This window comes from Streptomyces sp. ME19-01-6 (assembly GCF_033793745.1).
Lineage (GTDB): Bacteria > Actinomycetota > Actinomycetes > Streptomycetales > Streptomycetaceae > Streptomyces.
In genome coordinates this window covers 280,020-298,017 of record NZ_JARAXF010000001.1, presented here as the reverse complement: position 1 = coordinate 298,017, position 17,998 = coordinate 280,020, and the positions used below count along the sequence as shown (strand labels likewise).

Sequence of the window (17,998 nt, the reverse complement as noted above, 5' to 3'; positions counted from 1 at the left end):
ACGGCCAGTCTCGAGGTGTCAGTCCTTCACCGATGACGCCGGGGGACCCCGTGCAGACCCAACCCACACCACCCGCGCCATGGACACCGCCACGCGGCATCGACGTAGAGATGGTCGAAGTCGGCCACCACTGGGACGCAGTACGCGCCCCCAAAGCCATCGGCGAACGCGCTCTTGATCTCCTCGGTAACCGGGGCGGCGCCGTCATCGCCGACTACAGCATCATGTACTGGCTCATCCGGCCGGGAAGCGCCGACTACTGGCAGCACATCCGGCAGGTGCAGGTCCTCGCGACGACCACCGCCGAGCTCACATACATGGGCATGCCGCCCGGACACTGGAGGTCGGGGCCCGGGCTGCACTGGCACATCCCGGTGGGCCCCGGCCGGTACCTGACCGGCGCCGAGCAGCTGCGCCAGGCCCTCCTGCTGGCGGCCGTTGTCGAGTTCGGCTCCGACCAGGAGAGCACCCAGTGACGAGCGCCATCCAGGCGAGCGCGCCGCCGGTACCGACGCCTGGATTGATCGCCTCGCTCAACGCCCGCTTATGGCTCGACCACACCCCCGGCGACGAGGTGTTCACCTCACTGCTCCTCAGCTTCCCGGCGCCGCAGTTCGCCGACGTCGACCCGGCCGAGGTTGAGCGGACGATGCGTGGCGTCGGTGCGTCTCTGGGCGTCGCACCCCGGGGCCAGGGGCTGGCGGATGTCGGCGAGCGACTCACCGTGCACGCCGGCGGGGTGATACTGCTGCACTTCGACGGATCTCGGTACGCGATGCGCCTCCCCGCCCATCCGCGATGGGCCAAGGCCATAAGCGGCTTCGGGCGGGTGCTGCTGGCCGTCGGCCTGGATGAGCTGTCACCGGTCGCCTCCCGGGTGGAGATCGACGAGTACATAGAAGCCGGCGGGGAAACGGGCCGACTGCTCGTCGGGCTCGCCATGGTGGCCGACTCGCCACGCACCGCCCGGCGCGCCGGTCGCGACGCACCAGCTGGCGGCCGCCGATGAGCCGTCGCCGGTGGGCCGTTGGCGGTCCGGTCCCCCCGTGTCGGAGAACCCACCCAGCGGCCCGCCTCCCAGCGTCCGCCCGCCTCCGTATCGCCCCGCGGAGCCGGGCGGGCCTGCTTCACCCCGCCTCGGGCGGCGCTGCCAGAGGCGCGGACAACCGATCGGGCGAATCACATTCACCACCTGGAGGCACTGTGAGCGACTACAACGAGTACCAGGACAAGGCCCAGGAGAAGGGTCGCAAGAAACCGGGGCCCGGCGGCGATATGGGCAACGGGCAGACGAGCGGCTGTATGGTCGTGGCGCCGGTGGCCGTCTTACTTCTGGCCACCGCCGTCTTGATCCGCCGGAGGTGGACATGAAGATCAGGACTCACCGGGTCATCCGGGACGGCGATGAGGTGTACCCGGACGGCGAGGGCACTCGCTTCTTTGGCGTTCCCGCGTGGCGGATCTGTCTGGCCGTGTGCGCCGCGATGCCGATAGCGCTGCTCGCGTACACGTACACGACCCGCTGACCCGATCAGCAAAGGAGGGGGCGGCACCTCCGCACAGGTGCCGCCCCCTTCGCGGTCCGGAGTCAGCGGTGGGGCTGAGGGTAGGGACACCCCGGCATGACTCCGGTGGTCGGGTTACCGCCCCATGACCGCCGCACGGCCGGCTTCCAGGCGCGCGACCGGGATGCGGAACGGCGAGCAGGAGACGTAGTCCAGACCCACCTCGTGGAAGAAGTGGACGGACTCCGGGTCGCCGCCGTGCTCTCCGCAGACGCCGAGCTTGAGGTCGGGGCGGGTGGCGCGGCCGGCTTCGGCGGCGCTGCGGACGAGGGAGCCGACGCCGTCCTTGTCGATGGTCTCGAAGGGGCTGACGCCGAAGATGCCCTTCTCCAGGTAGGCGGTGAAGAAGCTGGCCTCGACATCGTCCCGGGAGAAGCCCCAGACGGTCTGGGTGAGGTCGTTGGTGCCGAAGGAGAAGAAGTCGGCGGACTCGGCGATCTGACGGGCGGTCAGCGCGGCGCGCGGCAGCTCGATCATGGTGCCGAGGGACAGCTTGAGGTCCACGCCCCGGGCCCGCTCCACCTCCTCGATGACCTGCTCGGCCTCCTCACGGACGATCTCCAGCTCCTGGACCGTGCCGACCAGCGGGATCATGATCTCGGCGCGCGGGTCGGCCTTGGCGTTGCGGCGCTCGGCGGCGGCCTCCGCGATGGCCCGTACCTGCATGGCGAACAGGCCCGGGATGACGAGGCCGAGGCGCACCCCGCGCAGGCCGAGCATCGGGTTCTGCTCGTGCAGGCGGTGCACGGCCTGCAGCAGTCGCAGGTCGTTCTCGTTGTGGTCCTTGCGGGACTCGGCGAGCGCGACGCGTACGGACAGCTCGGTGATGTCGGGCAGGAACTCGTGGAGCGGCGGGTCGAGCAGCCGTACGGTGACGGGCAGGCCGTCCATCGCCTCGAAGAGCTCGACGAAGTCGTCCTTCTGGAGCGGCAGCAGCGCGCCGAGGGCGGTCTCGCGCTCGTCCTCGGTGTGGGCGAGGATCAGCCGCTCGACCAGCTCGCGCCGCTCGCCAAGGAACATGTGCTCGGTGCGGCACAGGCCGATGCCCTGGGCCCCGAACCGCCGGGCGCGGGAGGCGTCCTCGGCGTTGTCGGCGTTGGCCCGCACCCGCAGCCGGCGCACCCGGTCGGCGTAGGCCATGATCCGGTGGACGGCGCCCACCAGTTCGTCGGCGTCGTCGGCGCCCGCGTGCATCCGGCCCTCGAAGTACTCGACGACCGGGGACGGGACGACCGGCACCTCGCCGAGGTAGACCTTGCCGGTGGAGCCGTCGATGGAGACGACGTCGCCCTCCTCGATCACCAAACCGTCCTTGCCGTCGCGGCCGGGCACCGTCATCCGGCGCCGCTTGGTGTCGACTTCGAGCTCCTCGGCGCCGCAGACACAGGTCTTGCCCATGCCGCGGGCGACCACGGCGGCGTGCGAGGTCTTGCCGCCCCGGGAGGTCAAAATGCCCTCGGCGGCGATCATGCCGTCGAGGTCGTCGGGGTTGGTCTCGCGGCGGATGAGAATGACCTTCTCGCCGGACCGGGACCACTTGACCGCGGTGTACGAGTCGAAGACGGCCTTGCCGACGGCCGCGCCCGGTGAGGCGGCGATGCCCCGGCCGAGCCTGCGTACGGTGCCGCCCTCGGCCGCCTCCTCGTCGAAGCGGGGGAACATCAGCTGGGCGAGCTGTGCGCCGTTGACCCGGCGCAGCGCCTCGGCCTCGTCGATCAGGCCCTGGTCCACCAGCTGGGTGGCGATCCGGAAGGCGGCCCCGGCGGTGCGCTTGCCGACGCGGGTCTGCAGCATCCACAGCTTGCCGCGCTCGATGGTGAACTCGATGTCGCACAGGTCCCGGTAGTGCGTCTCGAGGGTCTCCATGATCCGCATGAGCTCGTCGTACGAGCCCTTGTCGATCTCTTCGAGGTCGGCGAGCGGAACGGTGTTGCGGATGCCGGCGACGACGTCCTCGCCCTGCGCGTTCTGCAGGTAGTCGCCGTAGACGCCCTGCTGGCCGCTGGCCGGGTCGCGGGTGAAGGCGACGCCGGTGCCCGAGTCGGGGCCGAGGTTGCCGAAGACCATGGAGCAGATGTTGACCGCGGTGCCCAGGTCATGAGGGATGCGCTCCTGGCGGCGGTAGAGCTTGGCTCGGTCGCCGTTCCACGAGTCGAAGACCGCCCGCACCGCGAGGTCCATCTGCTCACGCGGCTCCTGCGGGAAGCTGCGGCCGGTCTCCTTGGCGACGATGTCCTTGAACTCGCCGACCAGCCGCTTGAGGTCACCGGCGTCCAGGTCGACGTCGACGGTCACGCCCTTGGCGCGCTTGGCCTCCTCCAGCGCCTCCTCGAAGAGGTCGCCGTCCACGCCGAGCACCGTCTTGCCGAACATCTGGATGAGGCGGCGGTAGGAGTCCCACGCGAACCGCTCGTCGCCCGCCTGGGCGGCCAGTCCCGCGACGGAGTCGTCGGAGAGCCCGATGTTCAGGACGGTGTCCATCATGCCGGGCATCGAGAACTTCGCCCCGGAGCGTACGGAGACCAGCAGCGGATCGTCCGCCTGGCCGAGCTTCTTGCCCATCTTCTGCTCGAGGGCGTCGAGGTGCGCACTCACCTCGTCGCGCAGGGCCGCGGGCTCCTCACCACTGTCGAGGTAGACCTTGCAGGCCTCAGTGGTGATGGTGAAACCCGGTGGCACGGGGAGACCGAGATTGGTCATCTCAGCGAGGTTGGCGCCCTTCCCGCCGAGCAGGTCCTTGAGATCCTTGTTGCCCTCGGTGAAGTCGTAAACGAACTTCTGCTGATCTTGTGTTTCCGGCACGGGACTCGATCTCCTCGGCTCGGCTGCCCTGACGGCGGGGAGCGTACCCAGATCAAAGGCGTCTGAGCATGTGCACTCCCCCGTCATTCGGCCGTAACCACCCGCCTGCCACGAGTTCGAAAGTCACTCGTACGAAAGAGCCCGCCTCTCCGCTCCTTCAAGAATCAAACGCACGCCCACGCTACGCCCATGCCGATGCGCTTGAATATCACTGTACGTAATCCATGGTTCGAGATGGCGAACATCCACAGGGTGGCACGGAGTGCCATGCCTTGGAGAGGTAAGCGCAGCCTCCGGCCACCGGGCCACCCCGAAGTGGATGCTCATGTGAGCGGTGCGGCTATCAGAGTGGCGAGAATCACGCGCTCTGACGGGCCCTCATCTCGCCTTTTGGATACAACGAGAGGGGGTCTGCTCAAACGAGCACACTCAGTCTCTGGGATACCTTCGCCCTAACGACAATGCGAGGCCACGACCCCCTCGGAGTCCTTCGTGGAAAGCGGCGAGCCCTTCCAGCACGCGCCGGTGCGGCTGCTGCGCGGTGCCCGGCGGGTGCTCCTGGAGAACTGGACCGGCGCCTCCACGGTCCCCTCGCGCGGCCTGTACCCGCACCAGTGGAGCTGGGACTCGGCGTTCATCGCCATCGGGCTGCGCCATCAGTCGGCGCGCCGCGCCCAGCGCGAAATGGAGACCCTGCTGGGCGCCCAGTGGGGCGACGGCCGGATCCCGCACATCGTCTTCAACCCGGCGGTGCCGCTGGACGCGTACTTCCCCAGCCCCGACTTCTGGCGCTCCTCCAGCGCGGGCGCGGCGCTCGGCGCCCCCTCGGCCGTCGAGACCTCCGGCATCGTCCAGCCGCCGGTCCACGCGCTCGCCTGCCGGCTGGTGCACCTCGCCGACCCGCGCGCCTCGGCCCGCCACGGCTTCCTGACCCGGGTCTACCCGCGGCTCGCGGCCTGGCACCGCTACCTCACCGAGTCCCGGGACCTCGGCGGCCATGGGCTGGTGTCCGTGGTCCACCCCTGGGAGCCCGGCATGGACAACAGCCCCTGCTGGGACGCCCCGCTGGCGCGGGTCGAGCCCGCCCCGCCCGGCACCTTCCGCCGCGCCGACCTCGACCACGGCGCGGCCTCCGACCGGCCCACCGACCTGGACTACGGCCGCTATGTGCGGCTCGCCGCGGACTACCGGGACCGCGGCTACCGCGACGACGGGCCCCTTCCCGCCTTCGCCGTGGAGGACCCCGGGGTCAACGCTCTGCTGATCGCCTCCGAGCACGCGCTGGCCGAGATCGCCGCCGTCCTCGGCGCCGACCCCGCGCCCCACCGGACGCGGGCCCGGCGGCTGACCGCCGCCCTGGTCGAGCGCCTGTGGGACCCGGCCGCCGGGCTCTTCCTGTGCCGTGACCTACGCGGCGGCGCGGAGGTGGGCGGCGGCGCTGACATACGTGGCCGCGGTGCGCTGATTCCCGAGCGCAGCGCCGCGGGCCTGCTGCCGCTGATCGTGCCCGACCTGCCGCGCGAGATCGCCGCCACCCTGATCCGGACCGCGTCGGGCCCGCACTTCGGCCTGGGCACCTCGGTGCGTCTCGTGCCCAGCTACGACCTGCTGGGGCGCGCCTTCGACCCGGCCCGCTACTGGCGCGGCCCCGCCTGGTGCAACGTCAACTGGCTGATGGAGCGCGGCCTGCGGCAGCACGGCGCGGTGGACCGGGCCGACGCGCTGCGCTCCGCCGTCCTCGACGCGGCCGTCTCCTCCGGCTTCGCCGAGTACGTCGACCCGTACACCGGCGAGGCGCGCGGCACCCGGGACTTCGGCTGGACGGCGGCGCTGGCGCTGGACCTGCTGGTGGCATCGGGCGAGGCGGACGCGGCGCCGGTGCTGGAGGCGGCCGAATCGGAGTGACGGACGGCCACAGGTCCGCCGGCCGCATCCAGGCGGCTCAGCCGCCGGAGGTGTCCAGCTCCGCGTCCGCGCTCACGCCCGCGCGGTCGTACGGGTCGTCCAGCCAGCCGTCCGGCAGCACCACCCGGTTGCGGCCGGAGGTGCGCCCGCGCGGCCCGTCCGCGCCCGCCGGCCACTCCTGGTCCAGGTCCAGCTCGCCGAGCAGCGCGTCCAGCTCGTCCAGGGACGAGGTGATCGCCAGCCGCTTGCGCATCTCGGAGCCCACCGAGAAGCCCTTGGTGTACCAGGCGACGTGCTTGCGGAAGTCGATGACGCCCCGCTCCTCGTCCTCCAGCCACCGCGCCAGCAGCTCGGCGTGGCGCCGCATGACCGCCGCGACCTCCTTGAGGGTCGGCCGGGCCGGCGCGCCGCCGCCCTCGAAGGCCGCCACCAGGTCGCCGAACAGCCATGGCCGCCCCAGGCAGCCGCGCCCCACGACCACGCCGTCGCAGCCCGTCTCGCGCATCATCCGCACCGCGTCGTCCGCCGACCAGATGTCGCCGTTGCCCAGGACCGGGATCTCGGGGACGGCTTCCTTCAGCCGCGCGATGGCGTCCCAGTCGGCGGTGCCGCCGTAGTGCTGCGCCGCCGTACGGCCGTGCAGCGCGATGGCGGTCACGCCCTCCTCGACCGCGATGCGGCCCGCGTCGAGGTAGGTGATGTGGTCGTCGTCGATGCCCTTGCGCATCTTCATCGTCACCGGCAGCGGGCCCGCGCCGGTCACGGCCTCGCGCAGGATCGAGCGCAGCAGGTTCCGCTTGTACGGGAGCGCCGAGCCGCCGCCCTTGCGGGTGACCTTGGGCACCGGGCAGCCGAAGTTCAGGTCGATGTGGTCGGCCAGGTCCTCGTCGACGATCATCCGTACGGCCTTGCCGACGGTCACCGGGTCCACCCCGTACAGCTGGATGGAGCGGGGCTTCTCGGTCCCGTCGAAGTGAATCAGCCGCATGGTCTTGGCGTCACGCTCGACCAGCGCCCGCGTCGTGATCATCTCGCTCACGAACAGCCCCTTGCCACCGGAGAACTCCCGGCACAGGGTGCGGAACGGCGCGTTCGTGATCCCGGCCATGGGCGCGAGCACCACCGGCGGGGTCACGGTGTGCGGTCCGATCTGCAGCTGCGTGGCGGTGGCGGTCATGGAAGGGGCGTCCTCGGGTATGGGGTCAGCAGGGAGGCGAACTCTCATTGTCCCGCACCCGGCGTTCCGCATCCGCCACGGGGGACGCACGGACCCGTTCTCACGACCGAACCCGGATTGTCGATGTAGCGTTCAACCATGTCTGAGCTGAGCCACCGCCGGCGCATGCTCGTGCTGGCGATCTGCTGCATGAGCCTGCTGCTCGTCAGCCTCGACAACACCGTCCTCAATGTCGCCCTGCCCTCGATGCGGCGCGATCTGCACGCCTCCGTCTCCGGGATGCAGTGGACGATCGACGCGTACACCCTGGTGGTCGCCGCGCTGCTGATGCTCGCGGGCTCGACGGCCGACCGGGTCGGGCGCAAGCGCACCTTCCAGACCGGCCTGGTGGTCTTCACCCTCGGCTCGGCGCTGTGCAGCCTCGCGCCGAACCTGGAGGCGCTGGTGGCCTTCCGCATGGTGCAGGCGGTGGGCGGCTCGATGCTCAACCCCGTCGCGATGTCGATCATCACCAACACCTTCACCGAGCCCAGGGAGCGGGCCCGCGCGATCGGGGTGTGGGGCGGGGTGGTCGGCATCAGCATGGCGGCCGGGCCGCTGGTGGGCGGGTTGCTGGTGCAGTCGGTCGGCTGGCGCTCGATCTTCTGGCTCAATCTGCCGGTCGGGGTCGCGGCCCTGGCGCTGACCGCCCGGTACGTGCCCGAGTCGCGCGCCCCGAAGCCGCGGCGGGCCGATCCGGTGGGCCAGCTGCTGGTGATCGCCCTGCTCGGCTCGCTCACGTACGCGATCATCGAGGCGCCCGACCGGGGCTGGGGCTCGCCGCTGATCGCCGTGTGCACCGCGGTCGCGGCCGGCTCGCTGGCCGCGCTCGTGGCGTACGAGCGCCGCCGCGCCGAGCCGCTGATCGAGCTGCGCTTCTTCCACAGCGTGCCCTTCAGCGGGGCCACGGTCATAGCGGTGAGCGCCTTCGCGGCGCTGGGTGGGTTCCTGTTCCTGAACACGCTGTACCTGCAGGACGTCCGCGGGCTCAGCGCGCTGCACGCCGGGCTGTGGATGCTGCCGATGGCGGCCATGTGCTTCGTGTTCGCGCCGCTGTCCGGGCGGCTGGTCGGCAGCCGCGGGCCGCGGCTGTCGCTGCTGCTGGCCGGGGCGGCGATGGGGGCGAGCGGGGTGCTGTTCGCGGCCTTCGACGCCCAGGCCACCGACGCCCTGCTGCTGGCCGGTTATGTGCTGTTCGGCATCGGCTTCGGCCTGGTCAACGCGCCCATCACCAACACCGCGGTGTCCGGCATGCCGCGCGCCCAGGCCGGCGTCGCGGCCGCCGTGGCCTCCACCAGCCGCCAGGTGGGCGCGTCGCTGGGCGTCGCGGTGATCGGCGCGGTGCTGGCCTCGGGCGCGGCGGGCACCGCCGCCTCAGCCGCCCGCTTCACGGACGTGGCCCGCCCCGCGTGGTGGATCATCGCCGGGTGCGGGGCCGCGGTGCTGCTCCTCGGGCTGGTGACGACGGGCAAGTGGGCGGCCGGCACGGCCCGGCGCGCGGCCGCGCTCTTCGACAGCGACGAGCGCGCGCCCGCTCAGACCTCGGCGAGCACCAGCGCGTGAAGTTTTTCCAGGCCCTCGCGGGTCTCGTCGTCCACCGGTGTGTAGGCCACCAGCTTGGGGCCTGATTCCGGGCCGGTCCACAGGCTGGTGGTGCCGAGCCGCAGCGTGCCCACCTCGGCCTGGCGGAAGACCTTGACCCTGTTGCCGGGCCGCAGCACCTCGTGCCGGGCCCAGACCTCGCGGAACTTGGGCGAGGCGTCCTGGCACCGCTTCAGCAGCGCCTTCCACGTCGGCTCGGCCAGATGCTCGGCCATCGACGCCCGGAACTTGGCGACCATTCCCCGGATCGTCTCGTCCCGGTCGGTCATGCTGGCGCGCCACTCCTCATGGGTGAGCGACAGCCACAGGAAGTTGCGGTCCTCCGGGGGCACCGCGTCCAGGTCGCACAGCAGCCGCCCATAGGTGCGGTTGTACGCGAGGATGTCGAGCCGGGCGTTCAGCACACAGGCCGGGAACGGCTCCAGCTGCTCCAGCATCAGCCGCAGTGCCGGGGTCAGGCTGGTGCACTGGCTGCCGGGGCTCGGGTCGACGGCCCCCGAGAGCGCGAACAGGTGCTCGCGCTCGCTGCGGTCGAGCAGCAGCGCGCGGGCGATGGAGTCGAGGACCTGTGCGGAGACATGGATGTCCCGGGCCTGTTCGAGCCACGTGTACCAGGTGACCCCGACCGCGGCGAGCTGGGCGACCTCCTCGCGGCGCAGGCCGGGGGTGCGCCTGCGCCGCCCGCGGGGCAGGCCGACCTGCTCGGGGGTGATCCGCTCGCGCCGGCTGCGCAGAAACGCCGCCAGCTCGCCCCGGCGTACGTCGCCGTCGCGGGCCCGTACGTCGGCGGCCCGTACGCCATTGGTGCTCGGGCCGGCCCCGGTCTCCTGTGCCATGGTGGTCATGGGTTCCAGGGTGCCGGAGGGCTCAGCCGGTTGCCAGGTAGTTCTTGTACCAGGATAAGGACACTCTGGTACCCGTCTGGGCGGGCCGCGATCGTCGTAGTCGTGAGCCAGACAGTCATCCGTATCCAGAACCCCGCCCCAGCGGCCACTGGCACCCCGAGCGGCGGCGGCGCGGCGCTGAGCGCCCTCGGCCTGTTCACCGTGCTGCTCGGCGGTGCCCTCCCCCTCATCGACTTCTTCATCGTCAACGTCGCCCTGCCCGCCATGGACCGCGATCTGAACGCGGGCCCCGCCCTGCTGGAGCTGGTCGTCGCCGGGTACGGCGTCGCGTACGCCGTACTGCTGGTCCTCGGCGGCCGGCTGGGCGACACCTTCGGCCGGCGCAGGCTCTTCCTCGCCGGCATGGCCGCCTTCGGGCTGACGTCCCTGGCCTGCGGCCTCGCACCGAACGCCTGGAGCCTGGTGGCGGGCCGCGTGGCGCAGGGCGCCTCGGCGGCGCTGCTGCTCCCCCAGGTGCTCGCCACCATCCACGCCACCACCTCCGGCCCGCGCCGCGCCCGCGCGGTGAGCCTGTACGGCGCCACGGCCGGTCTCGCCATGGTGGCGGGGCAGATCCTGGGTGGCGTGCTGGTCGCCGCCGACCTCGCGGGCACCGGATGGCGCGCGGTCTTCCTGGTCAATGTGCCGGTCGCGCTGGCCGGGCTGGCTCTCGCGGTCCGCGCGGTGCCGGAGACCCGCTCCGAGCGGCCCGCGCCCGTCGACGTGCCGGGCACCGCGCTGCTGGCCCTCGCCCTGGTGGCGCTGCTGCTGCCGCTGACCGAGGGCCGCGCGGCGGGCTGGCCACTGTGGACCTGGCTGCTGCTCGCCGCCTTCCCCGTCGCGGCCGTCGCCTTCTACACCGTCGAGCGCCGCCTGGAGACCTCCGGCCGCACCCCGCTGCTGCCGCCGAGCCTGTTCGCGCTGCGCGGGCTGCGGCGGGGCCTGTTGATGATGCTGCCGTTCGGCGTGGGCTTCGGCGGCTTCATGTTCGTCATCGCGGTCGCCCTGCAGCAGGGCCTGCGGTACGGGCCCGTCGAGGCCGGTCTGGCGCTGACGCCGATGGCCGTGACCTTCTTCGTGGCGTCGCTGATGGGCCCGCGCCTGGTGAGCCGGTACGGCAACCGGGTGGTGACGGCGGGCGCGGTGATCCAGGCCGTGGGCCTCGCGCTGCTGATCCTGGCCGTCCAGCAGAGCTGGACCGACCTGTCCGTGGCCGACCTGCTGCCCGGCATCGCGGTCGCCGGTTTCGGCCAGGGCCTGCAGCTGCCGGTGCTGATCCGCGGCATCCTCGCCGAGGTCCCCGCGGAGCGGGCCGGGGTGGGCAGCGGGGTCATGGTCACCACCCAGCAGTCCGCCCTCGCCCTGGGCGTGGCCACCCTCGGCACCCTCTTTTTGACCCTGGCGCCGTCCATGGGCATGGGAGACGCGATGGTCAGGACCCTGGCCATCCAGCTGGCGGGCGTCGTGGTGACCGGCCTGCTGAGCCTGCGGCTGCCACGGGTGCTGGGGTAAGTGGCGCCCGGGCACCACACCGGGCCCAGGCACATCACCCCTTCGGGGGCAGGGCATATCGCCCTTCGAGGCCCTGGACGCATGCTCCGGCAGGGCCCGGGGCCCGGGGCCCGGCCCCGGTTCGGGAAAGGGGCGGGCGGGGTGGGGGAAACTCACCCCACGGCGAGGAAGCGCAGCACCGCCAGCACCCGTCGGTGGTCCCCCTCCGCCACCGGCAGGTCGAGCTTCACGAAGATGCTGTTGATGTGCTTGGCCACCGCCGACTCGCTGATCACCAACCCCTCCGCGATCCCCGCGTTCGACCGCCCCTGGGCCATCAGCTCCAGAACCTCCCGCTCGCGCGCGGTGAGCCGGTCGAGCGGGTCGCGGTGGCGGCGGACCAGGAGTTGGGCGACGACCTGGGGGTCGAGGGCGGTGCCGCCGCCCGCGACGCGGTGGAGGGCGGCGATGAAGTCCTCGACGTCCGCGACGCGCTGCTTGAGGAGATAGCCGATCCCGCTGGTGTGCGCGGTCAGCAGGTCGGCGGCGTAGCGCTCCTCCACGTACTGGGACAGCAGCAGTACCGCCGTGCCCGGCCACTGGCGCCGGATCAGCAGCGCGGCCCGTACGCCCTCGTCGGTGAAGCCCGGGGGCATCCGGACGTCGACCACGGCGATGTCCGGGCGGTGTTCCTCGACCGCCGCGAGCAGGCCGTCCGCGTCGTCCGTCTCCGCCACGACCTCGAAGCCCGCGGTCTGCAGGACCTTCACCAGGCCGATCCTCAGCAGGACCGAGTCCTCGGCGATCACAGCACGCACGGCAGCTCCACGGTGATGACGGTCGGGCCCCCGCGGGGGCTGCTGAGGTCGAAGGTCCCGTCCACGGAGCCCACACGCCCCACGAGCCCCGCAAGGCCGCTGCCCCGGGCGGGATCGGCACCGCCGACCCCGTCGTCGGCGATGACCACCCGCAGTATGTCGCCCGTCCTCGCGACCGTGACCTCGGCCCCCGTGGCCCGCGCGTGTTTGGTGATGTTGGCCAGGGACTCGGAGACGACGAAGTAGGCGACGGCCTCGACGGTGGGCGCGGGGCGCTCGGGGATGCCGACGTCCAGCCGCACCGGCAGCGTGGCGCGGGCGGCGAGGCCGGACAGGGCGGCGTCCAGCCCGCGGTCGTCGAGGACGGCCGGGTGCAGCCCGCGCACCAGGTTGTTCAGCTCCTCGATGGCCTCCTTGGCCTCCCGGTGCGCCTCGTCGATGACCTTGCGGGCCTCCTCGGGCAGATCGCTGAGCGTGGCCTTGGCCAGGCCGAGGTTGACCGCCATGGAGACCAGCCGCTGCTGGGCGCCGTCGTGCAGGTCGCGCTCGATGCGGCGGCGTTCGGCGTCGGCCGCGTCGACGGTGCCCGCGCGGCGCTCGGTCAGGTCCTCGACGCGGCGCTCCAGCTCCTTGGCCGGGTCGGGGCCCAGCAGCGCGGTGGCGGCGCGGATGTCGAGTCGTGCGAGGGCGCCGGTGAGCCAGCACGCGAGGGCCAGCAGGGCCAGGCCGAGCGCGGTGACAAACGTGGCCGCCATGGCGGTGGGCAGGAACTTCACCTGCCCTCCCAGCTCGCTCCAGAGGGCGGTCGGGGCCGCCACGCCCACGAAGGCGCAGCTCCAGGCGAGTACCGCGCCGCACGCGACGGCCGGGGCGACCAGCAGGTTGTAGCGCAGCTCCGGGCCCCGGCGCGCCGGCCCGGGGATGTCGATGCCGAGCAGGCCCTTGAAACGGCGCCGCTGCATCCGGGTGAACGCCGGGCCGGCGGCGACCAGGGCGGCGATCGGGAGGGCGACGGCGACCAGGACGCCCAGGAGCGGCATCGCGGTGTCGCTGTAGACCAGCCACGGCACGCTCAACACCAACAGGGCCAGGAACTGCACGGATATGCCGGCGAGCCCGAATACCGCGTCGCGCCGCAGCCGGGTGAGCGCTGCTCGTGGCGCGGTGGGGAGTCTCATGCGCCGACCTTAAACCGCCACCTCGGGCGGGTCGTTCACGCCCGTACCCGGGTCAGGGGTGCAACTAGTGCCACCCCCGTTCGGCACCTCGCGTTACCGACAGGCGCGGTCGCGCCGGGGAGGCTGATGACCGTGCCCGAGGAGCAGCCGAGCCGAGTCGGGCCGGAAGGAGATCAGCCCCGATGAGCGCCCTGTACGCCCCCACGGCTCGCCCTGCACGGACCGCCCGGACCGCCCGCGCGGGCCGCCCCGATGCCGGTTTCAGCCACCGTCGCGACCGCCGGGGCCGCCGGATCCGGGTGGAGTGGGTGCTCCTCGCCAGCGGCGCGGCGCTGGTCCCCTGGCTGGTCGTCCTGGCGACGACGCTGCCGCCCAGCACCCGCGTCGGCCACTGGAACGCGGCATGGGTGGGCCTGGACGCGCTGGAGGCGCTCGGGCTGCTGGCCACCGGCCTGCTGCGGCGGCGGGGCGACGACCGCCACCGGCTCACCGCGGCGGCGACCTGCGCGCTGCTGGTGGTGGACGCCTGGTTCGACAGCGTGACGGCGGCCCCGGGCGCCGAGCTGGCCGCGGCCCTGGCCATGGCGGTGGGCGCGGAGCTGCCGCTGGCGGCGGTGTGCGCGGTACTGGCCCTGAAGAGGACCCCCGGGACGCACCGCACCGGACCCGACGCGCACCTCACAGCTGGGACGTGGCCCACCACAGGATGACCGCGGAGATCAGGAAGCAGGCCGTCATCGCCCACAGCACCTGCCGCCGCGCCCGCGCGTCGGCCGTCATGGTCGGCCTGCCGACCGCGCCGTGCGCCTGGGCGAGGTGATCGAGCCCCTTGTGCCGGGCGCCGCCGTAGGTGATCTGTTCCTCCCAGTCGCAGTGCAGACAGCCGAGCATCCGCCGCTGCCGTGCGCCGTATCCATAGCTCACCTCGAAGACGGTGCCGTCCTCGCGGGTGGCCGTGATGTGATGTGTCACACCTCGCAACACGGTTCCAGAACCCCCGGTTCTCGCGCAGAGCCACAAGGCCGTGCCCTGGCGCCGCGGCAGTCTACCCGCGGCGCCAGGGCCCGTCTCAGTCTGATCGCTCTATGAAAATCCCTGGTCAGCAGCCGATCAGCCGGCCGCCCAGGTAGGACTGGATCTGGTCGAGGGAGACCCGCTCCTGCTTCATCGTGTCGCGCTCACGCACGGTCACCGCGTTGTCCTCGAGGGTGTCGAAGTCGACGGTGACGCAGAAGGGCGTGCCGATCTCGTCCTGGCGGCGGTAGCGGCGGCCGATCGCGCCCGCGTCGTCGAACTCGATGTTCCAGTGCTTGCGCAGGTCCGCCGCGAGCCCCTTGGCCTTCGGCGAGAGCTGCGGGTTGCGGGACAGCGGCAGCACGGCGACCTTGACCGGCGCGAGGCGCGAGTCGAGCCGCAGCACGGTGCGCTTCTCCATCTTGCCCTTGGCGTTGGGCGCCTCGTCCTCGACGTACGCGTCGAGGAGGAAGGCCAGCATGGTGCGGCCCACGCCGGCCGCCGGCTCGATGACGTACGGCGTCCAGCGCTCGCCGGCCTCCTGGTCGAAGTACGACAGGTCCTGGCCGGAGGCCTGGGAGTGGGCCTTCAGGTCGTAGTCGGTGCGGTTGGCCACGCCCTCGAGCTCGCCCCACTCCGAGCCGCCGAAGTTGAAGCGGTACTCGATGTCGGCGGTGCGCTTGGAGTAGTGGGAGAGCTTCTCCTTGGCGTGCTCGTACCAGCGGATGTTGGCCTCCTGGAGGCCGAGGTCGCGGTACCAGTTCCAGCGCTGCTCCATCCAGTACTCGTGCCACTCCTCGTCCTCGCCCGGCTTGACGAAGAACTCCATCTCCATCTGCTCGAATTCACGCGTGCGGAAGATGAAGTTGCCCGGCGTGATCTCGTTACGGAAGGACTTGCCGATCTGGGCGATGCCGAACGGCGGCTTCCGGCGCGAGGTCTGCTGCACGGCGAGGAAGTTGGTGAAGATGCCCTGGGCGGTCTCGGGGCGCAGATAGGCGACCGAGGCGGAGTCCTGGGTGGGGCCGAGGTGCGTGGAGAGCAGGCCGGAGAACTGCTTGGGCTCGGTGAAGCTGCCCTTGGTGCCGCAGTGCGGGCAGTTGACGTCCGTCAGCCCGTTCTCGGGCAGCCGGCCGTGCTTGGCCTCGTACGCCTCCTCCAGGTGGTCCGCGCGGAACCGCTTGTGGCAGGAGGTGCACTCGGTGAGCGGGTCGGTGAAGGTGGCGACGTGGCCGGACGCCTCCCAGACCTCGCGAGCGAGGATCACCGACGAGTCGAGTCCGACCACGTCGTCGCGCGAGGTGACCATCGAGCGCCACCACTGGCGCTTGATGTTCTCCTTCAGCTCAACGCCGAGCGGTCCGTAGTCCCAGGCAGCTCGCTGCCCGCCGTAGATCTCGCTGGACGGGTAGACGAAGCCACGGCGCTTGCTCAGGCTGACGATGGTGTCGATCTTGTCGGCGGCCACGGTGCTCTCTTCATTGATGACGGCTGATGACGACTGATGGATGGGTGACGACTAAGCGAATGCTTCAGATTACCGGCGGCGGCACCCCTCGGATCAAATCGGTAAGCGAAGCGATCAGGAACTAGATCGTTGTTGACAATGGTTTCCATCTTTGTTGAAAATGAGAGTCATGAACATACGCCGCTCCACCCTCCCGGCCGCTGTCGCCGGGGTCGCCGTTCTCGGTCTGGCCACGACGCTCACAGCCTGCTCCGCCGATGCGACAGACGGCCGTACGGACGGCAAACTCGATGTGGTGGCGTCGTTCTACCCGATGCAGTTCCTCGCCGAGCGCATAGGCGGCGGTCACGTCCATGTGTCCAGTCTGACCAAACCCGGCGCGGAACCGCACGACCTGGACATCAGCGCCCGGCAGACCGCGGACCTCAGCAAGGCCGGCCTGGTCGTCTACCTCAAGGGCCTGCAGCCGGCCGTCGACGCCGCCATCGGCCAGGCCGAGCCGAAGCACGTCGCCGACGCTGCCTCGTTCACCACCCTGGAGGACCACGGCACCGAGGTGGAGGGCGACGAGCACGGACACGACGAGCACGAGCACGCCGAGGATGCCGGCTCCGACCCGCACATCTGGCTGGACCCGGTGCGTTACGCCCAGGTCGCCGAGGGTGTCGGCAAGGCGCTGCAGAAGGCCGACCCCGACAACGCGGCCGACTACAAGAAGAACACCGCCGCGCTGGTCAAGCAGCTCGGCGCGCTGAACGACGACTTCAAGACGGGTCTCAAGAGCCGCACCTCGGACACCTTCATCACCACCCACGCCGCCTTCGGCTATCTCGCCGAGCGCTACGGCCTGCGTCAGGAGGCCATCTCCGGCATCGACCCGGAGTCCGAGCCCAGCCCGGCCCGGATGAAGGCGCTGCACGCGGTCGCGAAGAAGGAGAAGGTCGGCACCGTCTTCTTCGAGACGCTGGTGAGCGACAAGACCGCCAAGACCCTGGCGGGCGATCTGCGTCTGCGCACCGATGTGCTCGACCCCATCGAGGGCATCAGCGACAAGTCCAAGGGCGACGACTACTTCGAGGTCATGCACGCGAACCTCAAGGCGCTCGAGACGGCCCTGGGCGCCAAGTGAGGCGCGAAACAACGAGCGGAGGAAGCCGTATGAAGCCGGAACCCGCCACAGCCCCCGCCACAGCCCCTGGAACCGCGCCAACCGCCGAGGCCCGTGCCGAGGCGTCCCCCGAGACCGCTGCCAAGGCCACCGCCAAGGCCGCGACCGGGACCTCCGCCGAGGCCCCGGCGGTCATATCGCTGCGGGGCGCCACCGCCTCGCTCGGCGGCCGCCCCGTGCTGCGCGGCGTCGATCTGACCGTACGGCGCGGCGAGATCGTCGCGCTGCTCGGCGCCAACGGCTCCGGCAAGTCCACGGCGGTGCGCTCCGTCGTCGGCCAGGTGCCGCTGTCCGGCGGCGAGCTGAAGCTGTTCGACACCCCCGGCCGCCGCTTCCGCGACTGGGCCCGCATCGGCTACGTACCGCAGCGCACCACCGCCGCCAGCGGCGTCCCCGCCACCGTCCGCGAGGTCGTCTCCTCCGGGCGGCTGGCCCGCAGGCGGCTGGGTCCGCCGCGCGCGGCGGACCGGGCGGCGGTGCGGCGGGCGCTGGAGCTCGTGGGGATGGCCGACCGCGCCAAGGACTCGGTGAGCGCGCTGTCCGGCGGCCAGCACCAGCGGGTGCTGATCGCCCGCGCGCTGGCCGGCGAGCCCGAACTGCTGATCATGGACGAGCCGATGGCCGGGGTCGACCTGGCCAGCCAGGAGATCCTCGCCGAGACCCTGCGCGAGCAGGTCGCCCAGGGCGCCACCGTGCTGCTGGTGCTCCATGAGCTGGGCCCCCTGGAGCCGCTGATCGACCGCGCGGTGGTGCTGCGCGACGGCTGCGTCGTCCACGACGGCCCGCCGCCCAAGGCCGTCGGCCAGCACGCCCTGCCCGGCCACGACCACGTACACCCGCACGCGGCGCACGACGCCGAACCGATCCGGACGGGATTGCTGACCTGA

At 71.7% G+C, this 17,998-nt stretch carries 17 protein-coding genes; 10 read left to right on the top strand and 7 right to left on the bottom strand.

Annotation, left to right across the window (positions count from 1 at the left end; all coding sequences use genetic code 11):
- Positions 1-110 precede the first annotated feature (110 nt).
- The 4 genes from PV419_RS01320 (at position 111) to PV419_RS01305 (ending at position 1,526) form a co-directional block, all read left to right on the top strand.
- On the top strand, positions 111-476 hold the full coding sequence (locus PV419_RS01320) for a hypothetical protein (protein WP_319685740.1): 366 nt from the start codon (positions 111-113) through the stop codon (positions 474-476).
- Positions 473-1,009, top strand: coding sequence for a hypothetical protein (locus PV419_RS01315; RefSeq protein WP_319685739.1), 537 nt, complete (start codon positions 473-475; stop codon positions 1,007-1,009). Before PV419_RS01320 ends, PV419_RS01315 begins: the two co-directional genes overlap by 4 nt.
- Before the next feature lie 194 nt (positions 1,010-1,203).
- A complete protein-coding gene (locus tag PV419_RS01310) occupies positions 1,204-1,371 on the top strand; it encodes a hypothetical protein (protein ID WP_319685738.1) in 168 nt (55 codons plus the stop codon).
- A complete protein-coding gene (locus PV419_RS01305) occupies positions 1,368-1,526 on the top strand; it encodes a hypothetical protein (protein ID WP_319685737.1) in 159 nt (52 codons plus the stop codon). The genes PV419_RS01310 and PV419_RS01305 overlap by 4 nt, the downstream gene beginning before the upstream one ends.
- A 114-nt stretch (positions 1,527-1,640) precedes the next feature.
- On the opposite strand, the gene ppdK is transcribed toward PV419_RS01305, so the two are convergent.
- Complete coding sequence (gene ppdK / locus PV419_RS01300) at positions 1,641-4,367, bottom strand: pyruvate, phosphate dikinase (RefSeq protein ID WP_319685736.1); 2,727 nt, start codon at positions 4,365-4,367, stop codon at positions 1,641-1,643.
- Between the two features lie 492 nt (positions 4,368-4,859).
- Here ppdK and PV419_RS01295 point away from each other — a divergent pair, with 492 nt between their 5' ends.
- A complete protein-coding gene (locus PV419_RS01295; RefSeq protein ID WP_319685735.1) occupies positions 4,860-6,272 on the top strand; it encodes an MGH1-like glycoside hydrolase domain-containing protein in 1,413 nt (470 codons plus the stop codon).
- Positions 6,273-6,309: 37 nt separating this feature from the next.
- Here PV419_RS01295 and dusB read toward each other — a convergent pair whose 3' ends face one another.
- Complete coding sequence (dusB, locus tag PV419_RS01290; RefSeq protein WP_319685734.1) at positions 6,310-7,449, bottom strand: tRNA dihydrouridine synthase DusB; 1,140 nt, start codon at positions 7,447-7,449, stop codon at positions 6,310-6,312.
- Positions 7,450-7,587: 138 nt separating this feature from the next.
- Between dusB and PV419_RS01285 the strand changes: the two genes are divergently transcribed.
- Positions 7,588-9,051, top strand: a complete 1,464-nt coding sequence (locus PV419_RS01285) for an MFS transporter (protein ID WP_319685733.1) — start codon at positions 7,588-7,590, stop codon at positions 9,049-9,051.
- On the opposite strand, the gene PV419_RS01280 is transcribed toward PV419_RS01285, so the two are convergent.
- Complete coding sequence (locus PV419_RS01280) at positions 9,024-9,935, bottom strand: helix-turn-helix transcriptional regulator (RefSeq protein WP_319685732.1); 912 nt, start codon at positions 9,933-9,935, stop codon at positions 9,024-9,026. The two genes, PV419_RS01285 and PV419_RS01280, sit on opposite strands and share 28 nt — an antisense overlap.
- 102 nt (positions 9,936-10,037) lie before the next feature.
- On the opposite strand from PV419_RS01280, the gene PV419_RS01275 reads away from it, so the two are divergent.
- Positions 10,038-11,486, top strand: coding sequence for an MFS transporter (locus PV419_RS01275; protein WP_415925203.1), 1,449 nt, complete (start codon positions 10,038-10,040; stop codon positions 11,484-11,486).
- Between the two features lie 152 nt (positions 11,487-11,638).
- Here PV419_RS01275 and PV419_RS01270 read toward each other — a convergent pair whose 3' ends face one another.
- Both PV419_RS01270 and PV419_RS01265 read right to left on the bottom strand, forming a co-directional pair.
- Positions 11,639-12,283, bottom strand: a complete 645-nt coding sequence (locus PV419_RS01270) for a response regulator transcription factor (RefSeq protein WP_319685731.1) — start codon at positions 12,281-12,283, stop codon at positions 11,639-11,641.
- Positions 12,271-13,461, bottom strand: a complete 1,191-nt coding sequence (locus tag PV419_RS01265) for a sensor histidine kinase (protein ID WP_319685730.1) — start codon at positions 13,459-13,461, stop codon at positions 12,271-12,273. Before PV419_RS01265 ends, PV419_RS01270 begins: the two co-directional genes overlap by 13 nt.
- Positions 13,462-13,643: 182 nt before the next feature.
- Between PV419_RS01265 and PV419_RS01260 the strand changes: the two genes are divergently transcribed.
- The gene (locus PV419_RS01260) at positions 13,644-14,171 is read left to right on the top strand and encodes a hypothetical protein (protein WP_319685729.1); all 528 of its coding nucleotides are present in this window, start codon (positions 13,644-13,646) and stop codon (positions 14,169-14,171) included.
- Here the strand turns inward: PV419_RS01260 and PV419_RS01255 are convergent.
- A complete protein-coding gene (locus tag PV419_RS01255) occupies positions 14,140-14,433 on the bottom strand; it encodes a hypothetical protein (protein WP_319685728.1) in 294 nt (97 codons plus the stop codon). The two genes, PV419_RS01260 and PV419_RS01255, sit on opposite strands and share 32 nt — an antisense overlap.
- 127 nt (positions 14,434-14,560) lie before the next feature.
- Positions 14,561-15,943, bottom strand: coding sequence for a glycine--tRNA ligase (locus PV419_RS01250; RefSeq protein WP_319685727.1), 1,383 nt, complete (start codon positions 15,941-15,943; stop codon positions 14,561-14,563).
- A gap of 169 nt (positions 15,944-16,112) precedes the next feature.
- On the opposite strand from PV419_RS01250, the gene PV419_RS01245 reads away from it, so the two are divergent.
- Positions 16,113-17,072: a metal ABC transporter substrate-binding protein gene (locus PV419_RS01245; protein WP_319685726.1), complete on the top strand. Its 960-nt coding sequence runs from the start codon at positions 16,113-16,115 to the stop codon at positions 17,070-17,072.
- A 29-nt stretch (positions 17,073-17,101) separates the two neighbouring features.
- Complete coding sequence (locus PV419_RS01240; RefSeq protein WP_319685725.1) at positions 17,102-17,998, top strand: metal ABC transporter ATP-binding protein; 897 nt, start codon at positions 17,102-17,104, stop codon at positions 17,996-17,998.